Genomic DNA, 15,016 nt, shown 5'->3' on the forward strand with positions numbered 1-15,016 from the left:
GCCGCGACGGATGAATCAACGCCGCCACTCATTGCTATAAACACCCTTCGACTACGCTCGGGATAAACTTTTTTCTTTTCTTGACTTTTCATAATTAAAATATTGTAGTATATAAATTATCTTTAATCAATAAAATAAAAAATCTCATAGTAAATGTAAAACCCCCGTTTCGTGGGGGTTTATTAATTCTTAGCAAGTACTGTAGTCGCAACTGCTGCAGCGAGTACAGCCTTCTTGATAAATAATGGTATTCTGTTTGCACTTGGGACAACGATTACCGCTAAATCCAACGCTTTCTTCGTGTTTTTGATCGAAAACGGATTTTTCTTCCGATTTCTCAATATCAGAAACAAAACCAAAGCGCACAAGATAAACATCAATTGCTTTGCTGATGCCGTCGGCAAGTGAAGTAACTTTGTCTTTACCGAAGCCGGAAACTCGGCTTCCACCAATTCCTTTAAGCTGGTCCTTAAGCTGAACTAGCCTCTCCACGGCCGATTTCGGAGAATCGAGCCGCAAAAATGACGAAGCCAGACGTCCGATTGCTTCGGCATCGGCTGCGGCATCGGTACCGGCTTTGGCAACATTGACAAAAAGTTCAAATGGCTCGCTCGAGCCGGCCTCCGAATCAAAATTAATGGTGATGAAAGCAGCGCCATCAGGCGTATCCATTCTGATTGTTGAACCTAAAACCAATTTGGGACGCGATTTGATGAAATCTCGCGATTTTTTACTTTCGTCTTTTTTCCCAACGCCAACAGATAAGACTCCGCCTTTGCAACCATCGCGAAAAACGGTAACACCAAGACAACCGAGTTCGTAAGCCATCCAATAAGCCTTCTCGATATCGGCCGGAGTGGCCGAATTCGGAAGATTGATGGTTTTAGAAACTCCATTATCGGTGTTTTTCTGGAAAGCCGCCTGAATTCTTACGTGCCATTCTGGCGCAATTTCGTGAGTAGTGACAAAAACTTTTTTAACCTCTTCCGGAATTCCATCTAAATCGCCGATATGGCCTCGATTTTTCACCTCGTCCATAAGAGTCTGGGAATAAAAACCCCGTTCCTTGGCAACTTCAATAAATCTCTTAAATCCCGGCTGAATACGATGAAGAATTCTGTCTTCGAACCGATGGATTTCGGTTAATCCGAAATAAGGTTCAACTCCTCCGGAACATCCAGCAAGAATCCTAATCTCTCCAGTCGGAGCAATAGTTGTAACCGTGCAGTTCCTTATAGGTTCCTCGTCTTTATAAATGCTTTGATCCCAGAGAGGAAACGGTCCTCGTTTGACGGCTAAACGTCTTGATTCGCGATGGCCCATTTTATTGACAAAAGCAGAAACTTCTTCCGCCATCCGACAAGCGTCATCAGACGCATATGGCACATCAAGATATGCCAGCATATCTGCCCAACCCATCACTCCAAGACCTATGCGCCGAATTTTATGAGCCAAATCAGTGATTTGAGGTAGTGGGTAAGGATTTAGCTCAATTACGTTGTCTAAAAAGTGAACCGCCAATTCGGTCGATTTTTTCAGGTTTTCCCAATCGACTAGATAACCGGAACCTTCTTTATAAACGAAATTTGCGAGATTAAGCGAACCAAGATTGCAAACGTCAAAATCAAACAGCGGCTGCTCTCCGCAGGGATTAGTGGCATTAATGGTCTTAAGAGCCGGAATCGGATTTGCCCGTCCGGCGTTAGTTCGATCAATAAACCACAATCCGGGATCGCCAGTTTCCCACGCCATATTCACAATCATTTCGAAAACTTCCCTAGCCTTAAGTCGTCCGACAACTTTTCCATCTTGAGGATCAATCAAATCGTATTCGGTGTTTTCACGGACTGCCTTCATAAATACATCGGTTGCTGCGACAGAAATATTAAAGTTAGCAATCTGGGTCGCTAAAAGGGATTTTCTAAGCAGTTCTAATGCATAACTGCTGTACAGATATTCTTTGATTCCTTCATAAGTAGCTTTGTTTTTTCCAGTCAAAGTGCTTTTGCTTCGGATAAAATCCAAAATATCCGGATGGTGAACATTCATAACCGCCATATTGGCGCCTCGACGCATACCGCCCTGCTTAACATGTTCGGTAGAAGTATTGAATACTTCAAGGAAAGAAAGCGGGCCGGAAGAACGGCCGCGAGTCGACTTTACTAATGCGTTTTTCGGACGCAGTGAAGAAAACGAGAATCCGGTTCCACCGCCAGATTTGTGGATTATCGCCTGCCACTTAATGGCGTCGTATATTTCATCCATGGAATCTTCAATCGGTAGAACAAAACACGCGGAAAATTGTAGTCCATTACCGGTACCGGCGTTGTAAATCGTCGGAGCGTTAGGGAAGAATTTTCGTTCGGCCATAAGACTATAAAATTCCCTAGCTAAAGCGATGATTTCTTCTTCAGAGTGGCCGAATTTCTTATCAGCCGAGGCGATGAAATAAGCGACTCGCCAACACATCCCTTCTACGGTTTCCGTAACTTGTCCGTCTTTGTCTCGCCTCAAATATCGTTCGTTGATAAGCTTTATAGCATCTTCAGTCCATTCACACTTAACCAAGTCGTCCGGCATAACCGCAATAGTAACCTTCTTTTGCTGTATCATTCTCGCCTCCATTTTTATGCTGTAAAAGATCTAAAAAGTAAAAAAAGTATAGCATAAAGAAATTTTTGGTCAAAATCGTAAAACTGTGGACAAATCATCGTGAAACATATAACATGGAACACGCAACATGAAACGCAAAAATATTTATGTTACATGTTACGTGTTGCGTGAAACTATGTTATCAATAAACGACTTACAAAATGGAACATACATCGTTTACGAAAATGCGCCTTACCAGGTTTTGGAAGTGCGCCATCTTCATATAGGGCGCGGCGGTTCCAGTATTCAAACCAAGCTTAAAAATTTAAAAACCGGCCAGGTTTTGGCGCGCAATTTCAAACCGGCCGATATGTTTGAAGAAGCCGATGTTGAAAAAAGAAAAGTAAAATATTTATATAATCATCGAGACGAATACTGGTTTGCGGAAGAAAAAAACGAGAAAAACAGGTTTATAATCAAAGTTGACGTGCTGGGAGATATAATTCATTTTCTTAAACCAAATACAATGGTTGAAGCGCTTAATTTCAAAGGAGAAATCTTAACTATTACTCTGCCTATTAAAATGGATTTTAAAGTTATCGAAGCGCCTCCGGCCACGCGCGGCAACACGGCCCAGGGCGGCACCAAAACCGTCACCATAGAAACCGGCGCTCAAATAGTAGTCCCCTTGTTTGTGAGCGAAGGAGACATAATTCGCATCAACACTCAAACGGGAGAATACGTGGAAAGAGTAGAAAAAGGGAAATAAAAATTAAAAATTTAACATGTTAAGAACCGATCGGAAATTAAGTTGTCGAATTTTAATTTTCTATTATATCCCCTATGTTTTCGGTATTGTCTCTTCCAAGATTTTTTTTAGTCCTTCTGTGTCAACGGTTTTTCTTTCCCGTTTTGTTTTCTGTAGCGGCGGCATAGTTCTTAAAGGGAAAGAAGATACCGATTTGTTTCCCTCTCTTCCTTTTTCACGCGTTTTTATAAAACAATCTTTGCAATAAACCGGTCTTTTGCCATCCGGCTTAAAGGGCAACACCGTTCCTTTTTTGCAGAGTTCACAAAATGCTTTAAAAGACTGTACTGTTCCCTGTCTAACAGGGTCGGACGATATTCCCACCCTTGGCGCGACAGATTTAAACTCCGGCTTTTTTAATTCCGGCAAAAAACCTGTTTCATCAGCTATTTTAACGCCGGATGCTATTCCTATTTGTTTTTCAACATCGGCAATAGGCGTTCCATACATTTTTCTTGAATATTCTATAATTTCATCTACATAGGAAATTTCCGGTTTAGGCGATGGAGCAAGAGTGATGGCCGAAAAAGGTCGCGAAGGAACGCCGTCAATCATCAGGCGCAAGTAAATATTATAATTGGGCAGGTTTAAAAGATCTTGCGCAATAATGTTCGGCCCAAATTGTTTTTCTTCTAAAAATTCCACATCCTCGGCGCCGGTTCTAAAAGCGACAAATGTTCCAACGTTGCCAAAAACCGCGTCTTTGACCGTAACGTTTTGATCATGAACCAGTTGACCTATATACTGGTTGGTAATAATAAGATTTAAATGATATTTGCGAGCTTCCGATAAAATAGCGGCAAACGCGTCGGTCACAAAGTTTTGAAATTCGTCAACATAAAGATAAAAGTCCTGGCGGTCTTCTTCCAAAATGTCAACCCGGCTCATAGCAGCCAGCTGCATTTTAGTTATAAGCATGCCGCCTAAAAGTTTTGAATTATCCTCGCCGATCCGACCCTTAGACAAGTTAATTATAATGATTTTTCTTTCATCCATTGCTTTTCTAAAATCAAAAGATGAATGCGGCTGGCCGATAATATTTCTAATGATGGTGGCCGAACTAAATTGGCCGATTTTATTTTGAATTGCGGCCGTTGCTTCCTGTTCATAGCGCTGCTGGTATTGAGCGTATTCTTGAGTCCAAAATGTTTTGATAATCGGGTCGGTAAGCTGATCAACCACCGATTTTCGAAAAATCTTATCGGAAAACATTCTATTAACGCCCAAAAGCGTTGAGCCCGGAATTTCAAGAAGGGCTAAAATAGTGTTGTTCAATATATATTCCATTCTTGCCGACCAAACATCCGGCCAGATTTTTTTAAAAACTCCCATAAGGCCCGAAGCGACAAGATGGCGCACTTCAGGTTTAACTTTTTCAATAGCGTTAAAAGCAATGGGATACTCCAAGTCCGCGGGATTGAAATAAATTACATCTTTGACTCTTTCTTTAGGAACATACCGCAACAGGCTTTCTGCCATGTCGCCGTGGGGATCAATAAAACTAATGCCGTGACCGGTTAAAATATCGGAAATCATCATATTCATTAATAGGGTGGTTTTTCCGGTACCGGTTTGGCCGATGATATACATATGGCGCCGCCTGTCGTCGGTTTTAATACCAAATTTCCTTCGCTGATTGCGAAAGGTTGTTTCGGCAAAAAATGTTATTTCGCTGTTACTCATAATAATGATTTGACTTATATCGATATCGGATATCAATAGTACTATTGATATTCTCCGATATCGATATTTACCCGATTGGTAAAGATACGGGCGGTTCGGCTTTTTTAGAATCAACCCGCCTTAGAGTCGGCGCTTCAACAACAATCACCGGATAATGATAAATTGTGGCCAGTTCTTCAATATTTAAAATAAAATCTTTTTTAGGCCACTTCCTTTTTATATAACGGCTCATAAATCCGCTCTTTTTTAAATACTCGCGCCGTTTCTTAAAAGGCTGACCGGCTGAAGTGCCGGCTTCGCCGTTTGATTTAAAAGCGTTTAAATTGACAGTGTTAAACTGTTTAAAAGCGCCATTTACCGCCGCCATATTGGCGCGATTAAAAACATCGCTTCTGGCAATGTAAGCAAAACGAATACCGGTTTTAAAGGCCAGCTTTGACATTTTATTCTCTATTGCTTCAACAACCGTCTTTTCTCCCGGAGAAAGATTTGCAGTACTTGTTTTTGATTCTTCTTTTTTTGCCGCCCCCCATTCTGGATAAACTGCCGGAGCTATCATAAGATTTCTTATAAATTCCTCAAGCCCGCCGAAAATCTTTGTAATCAAACTTTTCTTTTTTTCAACTTTTTTCCCGACAAGCTTATTTATCGCCTCGACACCTTTTTCTTTCCAGCTTTTTTCGTTGGTCGGTTTCATTAAATATTGGATAAAAATATTTTCTCCTGATTTAAGTTTTGAAAGTATTTCAAGAAAAGGCGCCATTGGATCGACCTGCCTTTCTTCCTCCTTTTCTTCAAAAGACAAATAAGTTCTTATGGGGTAAAAATCGTCTTTATCTAAAATAAGCTCAGCGCCGCTAATATCGTTGGTTTTAGACGGAACTTTATTGCCCATAGGGCCTGCGTAGTCTAAAACCTCCAAGATTTCAGCATCCGGATATTGAGCGTGAATTTGCGCTTCAACGAGATTCCTAAATTGTTCCGGAGTTCTTATGAAGAAATAAACCATGCCGTCTATGCCTGCGATTTCAAAGCTAAACCATTCCTGGACCTTCCCTTTCCAATATTTGTCTAAAAATTTTATTCCGGTAAGAACTCCGTGAAGGCCGGCAAAAACCTGCTCCATCGATTTCGGGGTTTTTTGAATATCTCTGGGAATTTTTATTTCAAGTAAAAGCCAGTTAATTTTTTTTAGGGCCCTACTTTTCAAATACTGGGTCCAAAGTTCAATAAAAATTGCGATTAAAAATACCGGCAGCCATAACCACCATAAACTCAAAAAAATGACCAGGATTGTATAAAGGATATTCATCCCGTTAGAAATTTATTATACTATAAAATATAGTTTTAAAACGACAATTACTATACATCTGTGAAATTGGCAAAATGTAAATATATTTCTAACGGGATTCATTTCTTAAGAAACCCCTATTTTTAAACTAAGAAAAAGCGTCCGTCATCCGATTTTTTAAAGACTTTTTTATTTTGAAGATTGAGTAGAATCGTATTCTCTTTTACAAAACGCTTCGATTGGATTGCTTTGACTATTTTTTCTTTAATTAAACCGTCTTTATAATTTTTTAAGAGTGAAATCAATACATCATTCACCGTGCCAGGCGTATAACCCCAGTCTGACAAAGCATATGTTCCTCTTCCCACCAAAACGAAGCGCGGGTCCTTAATCAGTTCGTTGTGCACGGTTTGAGGATGGGCCAATTTGTCAGAAAAAACAGCTTTATTAATCAAATTTGCCACTTCACTAAAATGAAGCGGCTTCTTTTCTTTTTTAAAAACCAAATAGGCCTTATCTTTTACGCCTTTCGGAGAAATTTCCGGCGAGTGAATTAGACCCCACTGGCCGAAAGGATTTTGAGAAATCTTAGAAGAAAGTTCAAGGTAAGACATGAGGATCTTGTCATTATTAGCCAGTCTTAGGCCCGCGTCTTTGTTTAAGGAGGTTAGGGTTTTAAATAGATAATTTCTTGAAACCGGGGTATTTTCTTGATCTAATTTTTTCTTCAAGGCTTCCAATGCGTTAATGGCATTATTATAACTAAGCGCATCGAGCGCCCAAGCGGCATTATATAATGGCGTTTCTTTAAAATACGAAAAACGTCCCTTGCCCAAAGCCAAAACAAAATTTATAACATTTTCTCGATTTCTATCTTGGAGAGAAAACAAATTAACCAGTTCTTTTAAGAGGTAATCCTTTCTTCTTACGCCGCCATATGCTTTAAGATGATTTGCGATAACATCAAACGCCGGCGCTAAAGATTCTAGAACGTTTTTATTGGCGAGCTGTTTTAAACCCAGAACTTCTATTTGTCTTATGCGCTCTCTGGTAACGCCTTGATTGTGGCCGATAGCCTCGAGAGTTTGGTAAGCTTCTGATTTAAGTCCGAAACGTTTTTCAATTACCGCTTTCACACGGGGATTTAAAACCTTTATTATTTCATCCAAACTATTTTTTAAATTTGGGCTGCGCATGTTGTATTCTATTATATTAATAATCTTACAATACGCCAATATTGTAAAGTTGTCAACTACAAACTCCGTTTTTTTCTTAAAAAATCATACCAGGTTACAAGTATCGGCGAGGCTATAAAAATGGAAGAGTAGGTTCCGGAAAAAATACCGACTATTAAAGCCAATACGAAATATTTAAGGGTTTCTCCTCCCCAAATGAATAACGCGAAGAGAGTCAAAATAACGGTGAACGAAGTGCTAATGGAGCGCACCAATGTTTCGTTGACGCTTTGATTGACAACGGTTGGAAAATCTAAGTGTTCGTATCGTTTAATATTTTCCCTAATACGGTCAAAGACCACAATAGTATCATGAACCGAAAAGCCCAAAACCACAAGAAGAGCGACGATAAAATTAGTTCCGACTTCAATTCCATAAAAACGTCCAAGATAAGCAAATAGCCCGATTGGTATTATAAGGTCATGAAAAAGCGCAACTAAAGTGGCTAATCCGTAGCGCCAAGAGCTTACCGGTTTAGAAACTTTTCGAAATGTCCACGCGATATACAGAGAAATCAAAATAAGAACCATTACAATCGCTCTTAATGATTTTTTCTGGAGTTCGCTCCCGATAGTCGGGCCAATGGAGGAAAAACGGCTTTCTTCCATTATGATTTTGTTTTTTTCAGCTTCTTCCGTTAGAAGCTTTATTGTTTTTTGATGTGTTTCTTCATCAATTTCGCCAAAACGAAAACTGACTCCGTCTGAACCTAATGGTGAAATTCGCAGATCAGTTAATTTTAAAGGTTTTAATAAGTCATAAAACTGGTTCAGTTTGGGGCGATTACTTTCAGGATAGTTGATCTCAAGAATTGAACCGCCTTTAAAATCAATACCGAACTCTAATCCCCATAGAATTACAGCGATAATGCTGGCACTAATAAAAACTCCGGAAATTGTGTAATAAATTTTCTTTTTTGATACTATATTCAACATAATTATACTTGTTTTCTAATTCCCATAAACCGCGGCCATTTTTCAAGCGAACTTACCGGGAATAGTTTTAAAAGTGAACGCGTCACAAAAATAGCCGAAAACATACTTACAATTACGCCAATACCGAGCGTTAACGCGAATCCCTTCACAACGCTGGTTGTAAAGTAGTACAAAACTGCCGTTGTAATCAATGTTGAAATATTAGAGTCGCGAATTGAAGGCCATGCACGGGTAAAACCGCTATCAATGGCTAGGCCTAAATTTTTCCCGGCGCGCACCTCTTCCTTCATTCTTTCAAAAATAAGAATGTTGGCATCAACCGCCATGCCAATTGAAAGAATAAAACCGGCAACGCCCGCTAAGGTAAGGGTAACTGGTATTAATTTGAATATTGCCAAAACCAAAACGGCATAAATCAAAAGCGCTCCTATGGCAACTAAGCCGGGCAGTCGGTAATACAAAATCATAAATATTGCCACAGCGAGAAAACCAAGAAGGCCGGCTTTGACGCTTTTATCCAAAGAGTCTTGACCTAAACTGGCGCCGACCGAATCCTGCGAAATTAATTTAATCGGTACCGGCAGGGCGCCGGCATTGAGCCGTTCGGTCAATTGTTTTGCTTCGGCAAGAGTAAATTTGCCGGAAATAACCGCTGAACCGCCGGCAATAGCTTCTCTGACAACCGGTGCCGAAATTGGCAATCCGTCAAGATAAATTCCTATTTGCTTATTTACATTGCGAGCGGTCAATTCTTCAAATATTTTTGCCCCTTCGCTGTCGAATTGAACGCTTACCGTCGGTTGATAAGTTGTTTGGTCAAATTCTATTTTGGCGCCTTCAATATATTTGCCGTTTAAATTCGTCGGTTTAAAATAAGGGTCAACTGATAAAAATTCTTTATTTTCAGCTTTTTGTTCATTTAAAATCTTTTGAGTTTCCGAATCATCTCTTTGTTCTTTAAATTCCAGATACGGCGTTTCGCCTATAAGCTTAATTGCTTGGGAAATATCTTTAATACCGGCTAGTTCAACAATCAGACGCCATTCACTGGTCGCGCGTTCAACTTCAATGACCGGTTCGCTAACGCCATATAGATTAACCCGTCTTTCAATAACATCTCTTAAGCCGGACATAGCTGAACTCACCTCTTGTCCGGATACTCCCGAAACATCGGCAAGATAAACTAATCTGGTTCCGCCGGCTAAATCCAAACCAAGTTTAAACGGAAGTTGAACAAATTGTGGAATTTTAAAAGGTAGGGCGGCAGGATAAACAAAAAATGCCGCGGCAACAGCGACAACTAAAATAAAAAGAACGGTAAATCGTATTCTGTTTCTGATGTCCATTTTAAATAATTTTTCTGGAGAATATCCGGAAGTCATTTGTATTTGTATAAAACTTATAGTACATAAAGATGATAAAGTTTTTATGTCTTCATGTCAATCCTTCGATAATACTCTGGATTGATGGAGGGCAAAGTCGAATCCATTAATAATTTGTAAAATAAAAAAGACCTATCGATAATACGACGGGCCATTTTAATTAGAAAATTTTATCTAAGTGTTGAACGCTCCGTGACACGCTGTTGACTTCCATCGCGTGTGCCAAGTGATTCAACTACTGCCTTAAGCGGTGTTCCTTCAAGGAGCTTATTAAGAACATCAATAATGCTTGTACCGCCGAGAATGGCAAGCGGCGCCATGGCTTTTGCGGCCTTTTCAACTAAGTCCTTATCGCCAAATGCCTGAAGCGCGACAATCATCTCCGGACTAACCGCCACAGTACGGCGAACGAATTCGTCGGTTTCGCCCTTAATACGAGCTAACGCTTGCTCAATAACAACACGAGCAACCCTAAGTTCTTCATCTCTAACTCGCTTTTCGCGAGCAATTTCTGCCTTACTAATCTTATCTAATGCCTGTTGCTTAGCAATATCTGACTTATTCCTTTCCTTTTGACTCTCGGCATCTGCCTCAATCTTAGCAATGTTAACCCCCAAAGTATCTGCTACTGCCATAGTTTCGACTTTTTTCTCAAGCTTAATAGTTGTAGCTCTTTCCTTAATAGTGCCGCGCCTAGCTAACTCAATCCTCTTAGTGTTTCCAAGTTCACGTTCAGCTTCCGCAACTTTAAGAGTTGCTTCAAAAGCCTTATGCTGAGCGCCTACCAACATACGATCAATCTCTGCGTTTTCAACTTTAACATCAAGAACTTCAACATCATAAATCCGCATACCATTTTCGTTAAAAGATCGGCCGGAGCGATGACCGTCTTGTTGAACGCCAAGCACGGCATCGCGTACGATATTAATAGCATCTCTGTAAAACTTTTCAACACCATGCTGACGGCCAATGTTGCGAATAAGCGAACGCAAGTGATCAGTTAGAAACTTTACATAGTTTTCAACCGCGAACCAACGCTCGTGATCATCGCCTTCAAAGTTGACCCGATAAGAAAGTGTGAGAGCAACTTTACACAAGTCGCTTGTTTCAACAATGACCTTATCAGAAACACGATTGTTAAGAACTCGAAGATAAACCGTAGAAATTTTTTCCTTAGTATCTTTTGGTGTGCCGGTAGAAAGTTCCATTGATGCCAAGTTCTCATCATACTCCAAAAGAATCGTTTGCGGGCCAACTACAACCCGACGATTTCCAGTACTATCTGTAATAAGAACGGCGTAGCCAGTCCAAATATCTACACGGACTGCACCATCGTATTTTGTGTCAAGCGTAATTGTGCGTGGCGGAGTATATCTTGTGCCCCGCTGAAATGATTCGGCCGCAAAATTAGAAGTTGTGACCGTATCTTTAACAGCGGGCGAGCGTAAAAGAACCCGATCTGCGGCTTCCTTAGTAAAATACTCTCCGGCTGGAATTTCCCTACTAATTGCTTCAAGCTCTGCGTTGATTTTAAGAGCTTGAGCATTGTTAGGATAAATTAACTTTACAGCATTTTGACCAAGTATTCGGCGAACAACGACTTTACTCCGTGGATCCGAAAGAAGCATTTTTGGACCGTTAACAAGTTTAATATCGCCAGAAATACGATCAAGAACATAACGACCTTCGCCCTCAGGAAGCGCAATCGCATGGTGAATCTTTCGTCCATCGTACTCAATCAGAGAATGTTCTGGCCGTGGATAATAAATTGCCTGATCTTTTCCGGTAATGAAAAGTTCGTCACCTGCTTTATGGTCGCCATCAGTATCCTGATAATCAGCAATAACTTTCACATAAATACCAGAAATTGGCGTAAGTTCAATTGCCTTGAATTTTACTTCTCCGCCCACATCAACAAATGTTTCGGTAGGTTTCGGAAAAACAACGTCAGGCCCGGTGACAAATCTCTTATTGCCGTCTTCGCCAAGTAAAACGCAAAATTCTAGACGCTCAAGAGTAACAGCGCGACGAACGTAAGAGTTATTATCAGAAATAACTTCAATCCCGGTTGGGGGAATGTAGAAAGAAACATCGGTGCCCTTAATAATTAGAAGTTGGCCTACCGTTAAATGATCAGGACGAGTAATGCCTCGACTTATAACTTGCCGTTGAACTTGCTGCTCTTCACCTGAAACAGGTAATGTTTGAGGCCGCATCACCGCGGCGTCCCAATTCGCTATAGCCTGTTCATCGTTATAAACACGAGCCACTAAGAATTCGTTAGAACGAAGTTGGTGACCTGGTAAAACGCGAGCAAATTGCCGCGGCCAAAGCGCAAATTGAGCAGGACCGGGAACATTAATTCTGCGACCAAAATTCAACTCCGGCATATTTGTGTTATTAGATCCTTCGGACGGATGAACATTAGGACCTGATGCCGGCGCCTCTAAAACAACATAACTGCCTTCGGGGACATTAACGAATTGCTGTTTCGCGGCAGTTAAGTCAGAATGCGTGAATTTGCGTCCATTATTATCCCAAACAACTGGAACTTGATTCGCTCCCATGCCCTGAACATTAGGGCCAACGTAAGTTATTACTGTACCCTTGGATGTCTCAAGCACATAAGCAAATTCACCTGGCGCGAGCACTAAATCTTTATTTTGTTGACCATCTGCCACTTTTGGACTCCATTTTAAGTTTTTTTAATGAACTCGCAAGAGGAGACCGCTACCCCAATGGTAGCTATCGCCTGCTCTTTAATTAGTAAGCATAAAAGGTAACACTTGTCAATCATTGTAGTAAAAACCGCCAAGGCTTTTTAGACCATATTGGCCCCGCGTAAGAAATACCAATACGGGGAGTTTTTTTAATTTGGCCTTTCTTTATTTTAACGCCCCTGTCTTCAATCCAAAGGCCAGTTTTAAAAAAAATATCTTTCCCGCTAAATTTCTTATCTATTTTAAGCCGATTAGTAAGCCGTCCGGGGCCGTTTATAGTTTCCACGCCTCTAATCAAAACAGCTGCCGGATAATTTTCCGGCCCTGTCACGGCATTTAACATCCAGTGCATTCCGTAGGTAAAATAAACATACCAATGCCCGGCACTACCGAACATCGGGGCGTTACGATTAGTTTTGCCACGAGAAGCGTGAGAAGCCAAGTCTTTTAAACCGCTATATGCTTCAACTTCAGTAATCATAAAGCTTTCAACTTTTTTACCGCGCCTCCTTACAAGATATTTTCCCAAAAGCTCGCGCGCCACAATCAAAGTCGGTCTTTCAAAAAATTTCTTCCCTAAAATCATTGTTTTTTAATAATTGCAAATAAATTATTTTCCGAAGCTTATGAAAGCGTTTTAGCATGGTCCCCGCCATGGCGGGGTAAAACGCTTTCATCGGACAGCGAGTCCCGCGCTGGCGGGATGAGAGCGCGAGGAAAATAGTTTATTTGCAATTATTCGCTTTGGATTTAAATTATTGATTTTATTTCTTCTAAAATTTCTTGAGGAATCGGATTCCGCTTCGAGCTTTTCCCCGGATACCTCCAAGCGGTTATAACTCTTATCGTTCTTTTGGCAAGCTGATACATAGCCCAAATCTCATGATCTTTATTAAATTGCATCACGCCTATCATATTTGGCACAATCGCCTCTTCGGTTCTTTGAGGATGCCGAATTATTCTTTTAACTCTCTGTTGAGACAAACCATAATGCCGCATTTTATATATTGAATGCTTGGTCCATTGGTATTTGTCGTTTATTTTAATCTCCATTTTATTTTTCCACTTCGCCGACCGCTTTTCGGTATTGGCAAAAGTCGCAATCGTCGGCCATTTTCGGAATTTCATCACTAATCAGGCATTTATGCGCTTCTAAAATAGCATTTTCAACCCAGTTGTCATTGCCTTTATACGGTAAAAGTTTAATATCAAATTCTAATTTTCCATCAAACGCCTTTTTATCGGTATCTCCGTTGCAGTAAACAAAATAACCCGTGTCATTAACCTTAAAATCATTTTTCCTAAACAGCCACTGATAGATTTCCATTTGCCGTTTGTAACCGCTCTGCCATTCCGAATCTAAATTAACTTCGGAATTTTTTGACGTCGCTTTGTAATCAACAATAATGAGCTCGCCATTTGGATTAACCCAAATATCGTCTATAGCGCCTGTTATTATAAAATTCGTCGGTTTATGGAAGTACTGAATGCCTTCGCTTAAAGCATCGCGCCATTTTTCTATATTTTCGTTTTTAAAAGGAATGGCATCTACCTTATAGGTTTTCATTAACGGATGAGGATTTCCTGCCGCGCGATGGATGTCGAATTCCTTTTTTAAAAGAGTGTCAACGGCTTTGTTCAAATTAAATGGAAAGCCCGGCGGCTGGCCGATACCAAGGCGCCTATCAAGATAAAAACATCTTGGGCACGCTAAAAAGTTATCAATTTTAGAACGGCTTAACTTAAACGGCGTTTCTGACGCGGGATCAAAAATATTCCTGTGCCTTTTTGGGTTATAAAACTTTGACATAAATTTTTTGTAATTATTTTAACACACCTTAACCCCCCATGACACTTTTGTTATTTATTGAAACTTACGAAATACCACGCGGATTTTATAATGCCAATTTGTCCTTATTTTAAGCCCTTTTTTCAGCTATTGACAAATTCTGTCAGTTTGCTATACTATAAACAGTAGGGGTGAGAGCCGGGGCATAAGCCAGGGATTGAAGCCCGAGCACTCTGCGCCTCCCACGCCCCTCGGACAAGACCGAGGGGGTGAAATACCGGGATTACCGGCCCTGGACCGAGCGCTTCTCCGATGGAGCGCTCTTTTATTTTCCTCACGCCCCGTGGCATTTTTTATATTTCTTCTATCACACAAACTGTCACAGGGATTTTTTAGCCACAAACTTTTCTTCTGAAAAGAGTTCTCTTACTCCCCAGATGGCCCGTCGGGAGGTTGCCGTCGGATCATCTGGGAGTAAAAGTCGGGTTGTCAAAGTGCTTTCTTTTTTATCGCACCCCAACCCTATGCTTGGTTGTCAAAGTTATCAAGCGGATGGGAGTGGATAACTTCTGCCTCACTTA

The 15,016-nt window shown here is 40.7% G+C and carries 11 protein-coding genes; 1 reads left to right on the top strand and 10 read right to left on the bottom strand.

Annotated elements, in window-relative coordinates; translation table 11 throughout:
- Positions 1-189 precede the first annotated feature (189 nt).
- A complete protein-coding gene (locus tag HYW79_04095) occupies positions 190-2,580 on the bottom strand; it encodes an adenosylcobalamin-dependent ribonucleoside-diphosphate reductase (protein MBI2635685.1) in 2,391 nt (796 codons plus the stop codon).
- A 160-nt stretch (positions 2,581-2,740) separates the two neighbouring features.
- On the opposite strand from HYW79_04095, the gene HYW79_04100 reads away from it, so the two are divergent.
- A complete protein-coding gene (locus tag HYW79_04100) occupies positions 2,741-3,361 on the top strand; it encodes an elongation factor P (protein MBI2635686.1) in 621 nt (206 codons plus the stop codon).
- A gap of 72 nt (positions 3,362-3,433) precedes the next feature.
- Here HYW79_04100 and HYW79_04105 read toward each other — a convergent pair whose 3' ends face one another.
- The 9 genes from HYW79_04105 to HYW79_04145 all read right to left on the bottom strand — a co-directional run bounded on the left by HYW79_04105 (position 3,434) and on the right by HYW79_04145 (position 14,456).
- Positions 3,434-5,083, bottom strand: a complete 1,650-nt coding sequence (locus tag HYW79_04105) for a type IV secretion system DNA-binding domain-containing protein (protein MBI2635687.1) — start codon at positions 5,081-5,083, stop codon at positions 3,434-3,436.
- Between the two features lie 67 nt (positions 5,084-5,150).
- Complete coding sequence (locus HYW79_04110) at positions 5,151-6,395, bottom strand: hypothetical protein (protein MBI2635688.1); 1,245 nt, start codon at positions 6,393-6,395, stop codon at positions 5,151-5,153.
- A gap of 122 nt (positions 6,396-6,517) precedes the next feature.
- Positions 6,518-7,543, bottom strand: coding sequence for a hypothetical protein (locus HYW79_04115; protein MBI2635689.1), 1,026 nt, complete (start codon positions 7,541-7,543; stop codon positions 6,518-6,520).
- Positions 7,544-7,626: 83 nt separating this feature from the next.
- Positions 7,627-8,544 carry a protein translocase subunit SecF gene (gene secF / locus HYW79_04120; GenBank protein ID MBI2635690.1) on the bottom strand — a complete coding sequence of 306 codons (918 nt, stop codon included), beginning with the start codon at positions 8,542-8,544 and terminating at the stop codon, positions 7,627-7,629.
- A gap of 2 nt (positions 8,545-8,546) precedes the next feature.
- Positions 8,547-9,890: a protein translocase subunit SecD gene (gene secD, locus HYW79_04125; protein MBI2635691.1), complete on the bottom strand. Its 1,344-nt coding sequence runs from the start codon at positions 9,888-9,890 to the stop codon at positions 8,547-8,549.
- Between the two features lie 206 nt (positions 9,891-10,096).
- On the bottom strand, positions 10,097-12,607 hold the full coding sequence (locus tag HYW79_04130) for a hypothetical protein (protein MBI2635692.1): 2,511 nt from the start codon (positions 12,605-12,607) through the stop codon (positions 10,097-10,099).
- Between the two features lie 112 nt (positions 12,608-12,719).
- Positions 12,720-13,232, bottom strand: a complete 513-nt coding sequence (locus HYW79_04135) for a DNA-3-methyladenine glycosylase (protein MBI2635693.1) — start codon at positions 13,230-13,232, stop codon at positions 12,720-12,722.
- A gap of 164 nt (positions 13,233-13,396) precedes the next feature.
- The gene (locus HYW79_04140) at positions 13,397-13,699 is read right to left on the bottom strand and encodes a hypothetical protein (GenBank protein MBI2635694.1); all 303 of its coding nucleotides are present in this window, start codon (positions 13,697-13,699) and stop codon (positions 13,397-13,399) included.
- Position 13,700: 1 nt separating this feature from the next.
- Entirely contained in the window at positions 13,701-14,456 is a 756-nt protein-coding gene (locus tag HYW79_04145; protein ID MBI2635695.1) for a PD-(D/E)XK nuclease family protein, read from the bottom strand.
- Positions 14,457-15,016: the final 560 nt, after the last annotated feature.

This window comes from Parcubacteria group bacterium (genome assembly GCA_016186325.1).
Taxonomy (GTDB): domain Bacteria; phylum Patescibacteriota; class Minisyncoccia; order UBA10092; family UBA10092; genus JACPHB01.

Coding starts and splice junctions, on each gene's coding strand:
- HYW79_04095 (MBI2635685.1), bottom strand. CDS start 2,580: ATGCCGGACGACTTGGTTAAGTGTGAATGGACTGAAGATGCTATAAAG.
- HYW79_04100 (MBI2635686.1), top strand. CDS start 2,741: ATGAAACGCAAAAATATTTATGTTACATGTTACGTGTTGCGTGAAACT.
- HYW79_04105 (MBI2635687.1), bottom strand. CDS start 5,083: ATGAGTAACAGCGAAATAACATTTTTTGCCGAAACAACCTTTCGCAAT.
- HYW79_04110 (MBI2635688.1), bottom strand. CDS start 6,395: ATGAATATCCTTTATACAATCCTGGTCATTTTTTTGAGTTTATGGTGG.
- secF (MBI2635690.1), bottom strand. CDS start 8,544: ATGTTGAATATAGTATCAAAAAAGAAAATTTATTACACAATTTCCGGA.
- secD (MBI2635691.1), bottom strand. CDS start 9,890: ATGGACATCAGAAACAGAATACGATTTACCGTTCTTTTTATTTTAGTT.
- HYW79_04135 (MBI2635693.1), bottom strand. CDS start 13,232: ATGATTTTAGGGAAGAAATTTTTTGAAAGACCGACTTTGATTGTGGCG.
- HYW79_04140 (MBI2635694.1), bottom strand. CDS start 13,699: ATGGAGATTAAAATAAACGACAAATACCAATGGACCAAGCATTCAATA.
- HYW79_04145 (MBI2635695.1), bottom strand. CDS start 14,456: ATGTCAAAGTTTTATAACCCAAAAAGGCACAGGAATATTTTTGATCCC.